The sequence below is a fragment of the Paenibacillus sp. IHB B 3415 genome (assembly GCF_000802655.2).
GTDB classification, from domain to species: Bacteria; Bacillota; Bacilli; order Paenibacillales; family Paenibacillaceae; genus Paenibacillus_AQ; species Paenibacillus_AQ phytohabitans.
This window is the reverse complement of record NZ_JUEI01000051.1, coordinates 93,727-101,215: the sequence shown is the minus strand read 5'-3', so window position 1 is coordinate 101,215 and position 7,489 is coordinate 93,727. Positions and strand designations below refer to the sequence as shown.

The window sequence follows — 7,489 nt, the reverse complement described above, 5'->3', positions numbered from 1 at the left end:
GGGAAAACCTCACGTACGGTTTGATGAGGAGGGGCTGGGTCATACCAGCCGTTTACTCTAGTTATAGAGATGAAGATAATCGCAGTAACCCCTCTGATTTCACCGGCACGAGGCAAAGGAGAGCCAATGTATGCGAAAAACCGAATACAATGTGCCTCCGCGAAGGTAATCAGGCCGAATGTATGCGAAAAACCGAATACAATGTGCTACCGCGAGGGTAATCAAGCCAAATGTATGCGAAAAACCGAATACAATGCGCCTCCGCGAAGGTAATCGGGCCAAATGTATGCGAAAAACCGAATACAATGAGCTTCCGCGAAGGTAGACGGGCCAAATGTATACGAAAAACCGAATACAATGTGCCTCCGCGAAGGTAATCCGGCCAAATGTATGCGAAAAATCGAACACAATGTGCTACCACGGAAAAATGAGGAGGATAAGGGCGTTTGTTTGCTGGAGGCGGCCCAAAAGTAATCTAAATGAAGTAATGTGCGGTGGTCTTCTTAATATCTTATAAGCTGAACAAGCCGCACAAGCTCCACAAGCTCCACAAGCTCCAGCATCATTCACTTGAGCGGTTACTTTTTTTATGGAACAGCATCCATCCATGGTGTGAAGGGGATTGAGTTGCATCCACGTTATAAAATAGATAGGAGAAATAATAATCTATATTTTGACTAGACAAAATAACTTAATATCTATATATTAATAAACAGATTAGATATATATCTATTTAGTCTATATTAATGTATGGGGGATAAGATCGTGTTAAGGAACAAATATGTAAGAACGATTATTATGTCAAGGGTATTGCTGCAGCTCGGAGTATGGGTGAGGAACTTTGCGATTCTGCTGTACGTGACGGATATTACGCATAATGATCCATTCTATGTCTCGCTCATTTCGGTGGCCGAATATGCTCCAATTTTTCTGTTTGCCATTATAGGCGGTACCTTCGCGGACAGGTGGCTGCCCAAGCGGACGATGATGATAAGTGATGCGTTATCGGCATGTTCCGTCTTTGTGGTGCTGGTAGTTGTCATGTCCGGATCGTGGAGAGCACTGCTGCTGGCCACCCTGGTATCAGCTATATTGTCACAGTTCTCGCAGCCTTCTGCGATGAAGCTGTTCAAACAGCATGTGCCTGAAGATCAGCTTCAGAGTGTGATGGCCATGTTCCAGTCGCTGTCTGCTTTCTTTATGGTGATTGGTCCGGTAATCGGCGCTTTCATCTATAATCATTACGGGATTGAGGTATCGCTGGCTGTTATGGGCGGTATGTTCATTGGCTCTGCGCTTATTCTGGGCCTGCTGCCCAAAGACGCGCCGCAGCAGGCCGGAAAGCTCCGGAACGGGATCATGGCTGAAATGAAATCCGGACTGGATTATGTGCGTTCGAGCCGGGTGCTGAGGAATCTGGGCGCGGCTTTTGCGTTTGCGGGGCTTGCCGCAGGGCTGATCCAGCCGCTGGGGGTATTCGTAATCATTGAGAATCTGGGCAGGGACAGAGGGTTCCTGCAGTGGATCATGATGGCGAACGGGGCGGCAATGCTGCTCGGCGGAATGCTCATTATGAGCAAAGGCAAAGCTGTGAAGCCACAGACGATGCTGGCATTCGGTCTGCTGGTCAGTGCAGCTGGCACGGTCGGCGTGGGGTGGTCGCATCATACAGCATTGACGATCACACTGCAGACGCTGACCGGATTCTTTTACCCGTGTATCCATATCGGCATCAACACACTGATTCTGCGGAATACCGAGGCCGGCTATATGGGCAGGGTTGGCGGTATTATGGGGCCGATGTTCATGGGCTTCATGGTGATCGGGATGTCTGCCGCCGGCTATTTGAAGGGAGCCTTCTCGCTGTTCACGGTATTCACCGGAAGCGGCATACTGTTCCTCATCGCGATGCTGATTCTGCTGCCGATGGTCAGGGCGAAGGAGTCTGGGCGGCAATCTCTTCAGGGGTGACTATGACATATGTCATACACCGGGGTTGATATTTGTGACTTACAGGGGGTACACTATTTTTTCTATAATGTAGAGAGATAAGTATCCTTGAATGGATGCATCCGAGGAGGAAACGATCCCGATGACTACAAACCAGACATCCCAGCTCTCCAGCTTGAAGAAAAGCGTAGCCCCTTACGAAAAAACAGACCGTAAAGCGAGCATCTACCAGCTCATTAATACACTTGGGCCACTAGTGCTCCTATGGACTGCTGCTTATTTCAGCTTATCTGTTTCCTACTGGCTGACGCTGCTGTTCGCCGTTCCGGCTGCAGGTTTTGTCATCCGCACCTTTATTATTTGTCATGACTGCTGTCACGGCTCATTCTTCAAGAACCGCAAAGCGAACGATATTTTCGGAACAATAACCGGTGTGCTCACTCTGGTCCCTTACCGCCAGTGGAAGCACAGCCATTCGATACATCATGCCGGAAGCAGCAACCTCGACAAAAGAGGCATCGGCGACATCTGGATTATGACCGTGGATGAATATGCAGCCGCGAAACCGCTGCAGCGACTATACTACCGGATCTATCGTAACCCTCTGGTTTTGTTTGTACTCGGACCCATTGCCGTCTTCGTGATCCAGTACCGTTTCAACGCCAAAGGTGCCAGACGCAAGGAACGCATGAATACGTATTTGACGAATGTCTCGATAGTGGCTCTGTACGGTACGATGATTATGCTTGTCGGTTGGCAGGCATTCCTGCTGGTGCAGCTGCCGGTTGTGTTCGTCTCCGGTTTTCTCGGCATTTGGCTGTTCTATGTGCAGCATCAGTTTGAAGATACCTACTTCGAGCATGATGAGGAATGGAGCTATGTCAACGCCGCAGTAGAAGGAAGCTCCTATTATAAGCTGCCGAAGCTGCTGCAATGGATTACCGGTAACATCGGTTTTCACCATGTGCATCATTTGAGCCCGAAGGTGCCCAATTATAATCTGGAGCTGGCCCATAATGCCACCCCGCCGCTGCAAAAAGCGACAACCATCACGCTCAGCACCAGTCTGCAGGCCTTGAAATACCGTCTGTGGGATGAGGAGCACAAAACGTTCGTCAGCTTCAAGGAAATGAAGCAGCGGCTGCAGCAGAAGAAGCCTGCGGCAGCCGAGGTGCTGAAGGTAATCAAACCGGGATTCCAGAGTAAATAGTAGCCGCCACAGAAGAGGAAGGCAGGACCGGGAGCGCAGTTGCCGGGCCTGTTCTTTCTTTTTGTCCGAAACATTGCTGCGGAATTGCCGGTTGCAGGTTCGTTTATGCTAAAATGGGGGTATAATCTTGCTGGCAAAAAGGATGGCTAACATGCAGAAGTGGCATCATATTTTTCATAAAAGCACGGGACTGAGCCCTTATGTATGGGTCGTTTTTTACATTCTTCCGTTCTATTCGATCTTTCGCTCGGCCTCGGCAGGCCGCTGGGTATACGGAATTCTGATGATTATCGTCTTCTTCGCCTGCTATGTGCTGGCGTTTAAGTCGAAAGGATGGGTAGTCTATTTCTGGACCAGTGTGCAGATTGTTGTCTCGATAACGATGACGTTGCTCTTCGGGTATATGTACTTTGCGCTGTTCCTGGCTTTTTTCATCGGAAATATCCAGAAAAGGGCCGCTTTCTTCACCCTGTATTCGATTCATCTGCTGACAACGATCGTGGCCATCAACTATGAGCTGATTACGCGTAATCCCGTGTTCCTCTCACAGCTTCCGTTCGTGCTCGTCAGTATTATTGCCGTGGTGCTGCTTCCGGTCACGACCTATAACCGCAACAATCAGGATAAGCTGCAGGGACAGCTGGAGGATGCCAACAAACGGATCTCCGAGCTGGTCATTATGGAGGAGCGCCAGCGGATCTCCCGTGATCTGCATGATACGCTGGGGCAGCGGCTGTCGCTGATCGGACTGAAGAGTGACCTGGCCGGCAAGCTGATCACCAAGAATCCGGCGCAGGCCCAGATCGAAATTAATGATGTCCGGATGACGGCCCGCAGCGCCCTCAAGGAAGTCCGGGAAATGATTACCCAGATGCGGGGCATCCGGCTTGAAGATGAGCTGATCCGTATCCGGCAATTACTCCAGGCGGCAGAGATTGGCTACATGCTGGAGGGTGACCCTAACCTGACCAACACTTCACTGATTACCGAGAATGTGCTGAGCATGTGTATGAAGGAGGCCGTGAACAATGTGGTCAAACATAGCTGTGCCTCGCTGTGCCTGATTCAGATTGAACCTTCCCGGACCGATCTGGTCATCAAGGTGAAGGATAACGGCGCGGGAATTGAAGGGACTAATCACTATCATAAAGGTCATGGGCTGCAGGGGATGAGGGAAAGGCTTGAATTCGTCAACGGTAGTATGGAAGTGGTGCGTGACGAAGGAACAACGATTGTCATTAAGGTGCCCAATGTAGCACAGCGGCCGGAAATGGAGGTAAACGTGTAATGATTACGATAGTGATTGCCGAAGATCAGCGCATGCTGCTGGGGGCGCTCGCTGCTCTCCTGGATCTGGAGGAGGATATGAAGGTTGTGGGCCGGGCAGGCAACGGGGAAGAGGCCGTGAAGCTGGTGAAGCAGTATCAGCCGGATATCTGCATCATGGATATAGAAATGCCGGCCATGACGGGTCTCGAAGCGGCGGAAGCACTGAAAGGATCGGGCTGCAAAATCATGATTCTGACCACGTTTGCCCGGACCGGTTATTTCGAACGTGCGGTTAAGGCCGGAGTTGATGCCTATCTGCTCAAAGACAGTCCAAGCGAAGAGTTGGCCTTGTCGATCCGCAATGTGATGGACGGCAGACGGATATATGCGCCGGAGCTCATGGATGAGGCTTACAGCAGCGAATCTAATCCGCTGACGCAGCGTGAGAAGGAAGTGCTGGGGCTGATCGCGGACGGCAAGAACACGAAGGAGATCGCCAGCCAGCTGTACATTACGACCGGAACGGTCCGCAACTATATCTCTGTCATCCTGGACAAGCTGGATGTCGGTAACCGGATTGAAGCGATCACGCGCTTTAAGGAAAAGGGCTGGTTTAAATAATTAACGATAGGAACGGCAGCTGTCTTCTGAGACAGTGGGCCGTTTTTTTTTTTTTTTTTTGAAGCGATCACGCGCTTTAAGGAAAAGGGCTGGTTTAAATAATTAACGATAGGAACGGCAGCTGTCTTCTGAGACAGTGGGCCGTTTTTTTTTTTTTTGCAGAGAAAAGGCTTATTCTTAGGGACGGGCAGACGGGCAGGCGTAAGGAGCGGATCAGAAGCGGACTTTACTTGAAGAAGAGAACCCAGCCAGGCGCTAACTGTATTTAGTGCAACTAAAATCGCCAGACGGCGCGAGTTAATCAGGATAACTGCATTTTATACACTTATATAGACTGCCTTTCGTTGAATGATCACTTTTCGTAATTTTTAGTTGTACAGAATACAATTAACGGAACAAATCCGCGGGAAAGCCTGCTTTTAACTGTACGAAATACACTTATTCCCTGCATACACTCTCTAGATAAGCGAAAGAAGCGGAGGGGATATTCGGATCTGAACTGTAGGAGAGGGTAGCGATCGCCAGAAAGCTTTGCGCAGAAAAGCTAGCTTCGGGAGCACCAGCAGTCACCGGATTCCCACCGCGAACAGCGGCCGGAAGTCCAAATGTTCACCGCAGTGACGACTAAGCTTCAAGTTCAAGTCTTAAGTGCGTCTTATATAGCTAGGTCATAGGAGCACCAGCAGTCACCGGATTCCCACCGCGAACAGCGGCCGGAAGTCCAAATGTTCACCGCAGTGACGACTAAGCTTCAAGTTCAAGTCTTAAGTGCGTCTTATATAGCTAGGTCATAATAACTATTTTAACCCTGTGACAGTCTTCTGGATTGGATCGGTGGAATATTTTTGCTAAGATAAATGCAAACATGTGATCTTATCCGTTGAAGTTGGGTAATAACTTGCATGTGTCATAACCGCACTCCTATTTATGCCGCGTATATCCTATTTCAGCCGGGAGGAATCTGATTTGCCTGAACTTACTTCATCATACGTTGATTCACTTGCACCCAATGCTGCAGCCATCAAGAACGGTCAAGGTCTGGTCCGCAAAAAGAGCTTCATAGAGCTCCATCAGTCGGAGAACGGAGAGCTGCTGTTTGGAAAATGTGCAGGGAGCGGCAAGACTCTCTATGAGTGTTCTGTGGATTTCATCGTGCCGGACAATCCGGTATTCCGCTGCAGCTGCCCCAGCCGCCAGTTTCCCTGTAAGCATGCGTTAGGGCTGCTCTATGCCAAGGCCGAAGGCCAGACGTTCAGCCCCGCCCCCGTCCCTGAAGACATAGCTTCCAAGCGTGAGAAGGCCGAGAAGCGGGAAGAGAATAAGGTGAAGCAGGCGGCCGAAGGGGCAGACCCTAAGCCAAAGAAGGTTAACAAATCCGCGCTTAAGAAAAAAATTACGGCCCAGCTTGAAGGGCTCGATATGCTCGAGAAGCTGGTGCTGGGGTTCGTCCGCGGCGGACTGTCCACCATTGACCGTTCGAGCATGAAGACGATTCAGGAGCAGGTGAAGCAGCTTGGCAACTATTATCTGTCAGGAGCACAGATTGAGCTGCGCCGGTTCACGATTCTAATGTTCGGCGGCAAGGATCAGGAACAGAACTATACATATGCGATGGAGCAGCTGTCACGGCTTCATGCATTTATTAAGAAGGGGCGGGCGTACCTGTTGGCCCGGAGCGAGGACCCGGAGCTTGCACTCGACCATGAATCGACCATCGATGAGTGGCTGGGGCATGCCTGGCAGCTGAGCGAACTGAAGGAATACGGGCTGGTGAAGGAAGGGGCCGAGCTGCTGCAGCTGGCCTTCTACAGCTTCAATGATATGGCCCGGCTGGAATATGTGGATCTCGGGTATTGGGTGGACCTCACCGCGGAAGGCGGGAAGATCCACCGGACGGTCAATTACCGGCCGTACAAGGCAGCTAAGCTGATGCGGGAGGAAGACAGCTTCTTCGAGATTGCCGTGGTCCCTCAGCTATATACTTATCCGGGGGATATGAATGCACGGGTCCGTTTTGAAGCAATGTCTCCAAGGACAGTGCAAGGCCCGGATATAGAACGGGCTACCGCCCAGGCTCACCGCTCCTATGTTGAAGCTGTCAAGATAGTGAAGAATCAGATCAAGAATCCGCTCAGCGACAAGCTGCCGGTGATGCTGCTGCATGCCGCCAGTCTGGGCATTACGGAGAGCGGCCAATATGTCATAACGGATGAATCCGGCAGCAGGCTGGCTCTGGAGGATATTCCGTCCCTGCCGCAGGGAACCGTGCATATGCTGCCGTTTGTGCCGGCTGCCGCGCATACGGATTGCTACCTGCTGGTGATGTTCGAGCATAACCTGGACAAGGGAAGGCTGACTGCCCAGCCGCTGACAGTCATTAAGGGTGAAGAAATCATCCGGTTGCTGTATTAGAAGTTCAAGGAAGGACAGCGGCGAGCA

Annotated in this window: 5 protein-coding genes; all 5 read left to right on the top strand. The window is 50.8% G+C overall.

Annotation, left to right across the window (positions count from 1 at the left end; all coding sequences use genetic code 11):
• Nucleotides 1-765: 765 nt before the first annotated feature.
• The 5 genes from QW71_RS21900 (at nt 766) to QW71_RS21880 (ending at nt 7,462) form a co-directional block, all read left to right on the top strand.
• On the top strand, nt 766-1,971 hold the full coding sequence (locus QW71_RS21900) for an MFS transporter (protein ID WP_200905957.1): 1,206 nt from the start codon (nt 766-768) through the stop codon (nt 1,969-1,971).
• Between the two features lie 121 nt (nt 1,972-2,092).
• The gene (locus QW71_RS21895) at nt 2,093-3,160 is read left to right on the top strand and encodes a fatty acid desaturase (RefSeq protein WP_039303661.1); all 1,068 of its coding nucleotides are present in this window, start codon (nt 2,093-2,095) and stop codon (nt 3,158-3,160) included.
• Between the two features lie 151 nt (nt 3,161-3,311).
• Nucleotides 3,312-4,448: a sensor histidine kinase gene (locus QW71_RS21890; RefSeq protein WP_039303657.1), complete on the top strand. Its 1,137-nt coding sequence runs from the start codon at nt 3,312-3,314 to the stop codon at nt 4,446-4,448.
• Nucleotides 4,448-5,050: a response regulator transcription factor gene (locus tag QW71_RS21885; protein WP_039303653.1), complete on the top strand. Its 603-nt coding sequence runs from the start codon at nt 4,448-4,450 to the stop codon at nt 5,048-5,050. The genes QW71_RS21890 and QW71_RS21885 overlap by 1 nt, the downstream gene beginning before the upstream one ends.
• A 966-nt stretch (nt 5,051-6,016) precedes the next feature.
• Nucleotides 6,017-7,462 (top strand): SWIM zinc finger domain-containing protein, encoded by a 1,446-nt coding sequence (locus QW71_RS21880; RefSeq protein ID WP_039303651.1) that lies wholly within the window; start codon nt 6,017-6,019, stop codon nt 7,460-7,462.
• Nucleotides 7,463-7,489: the final 27 nt, after the last annotated feature.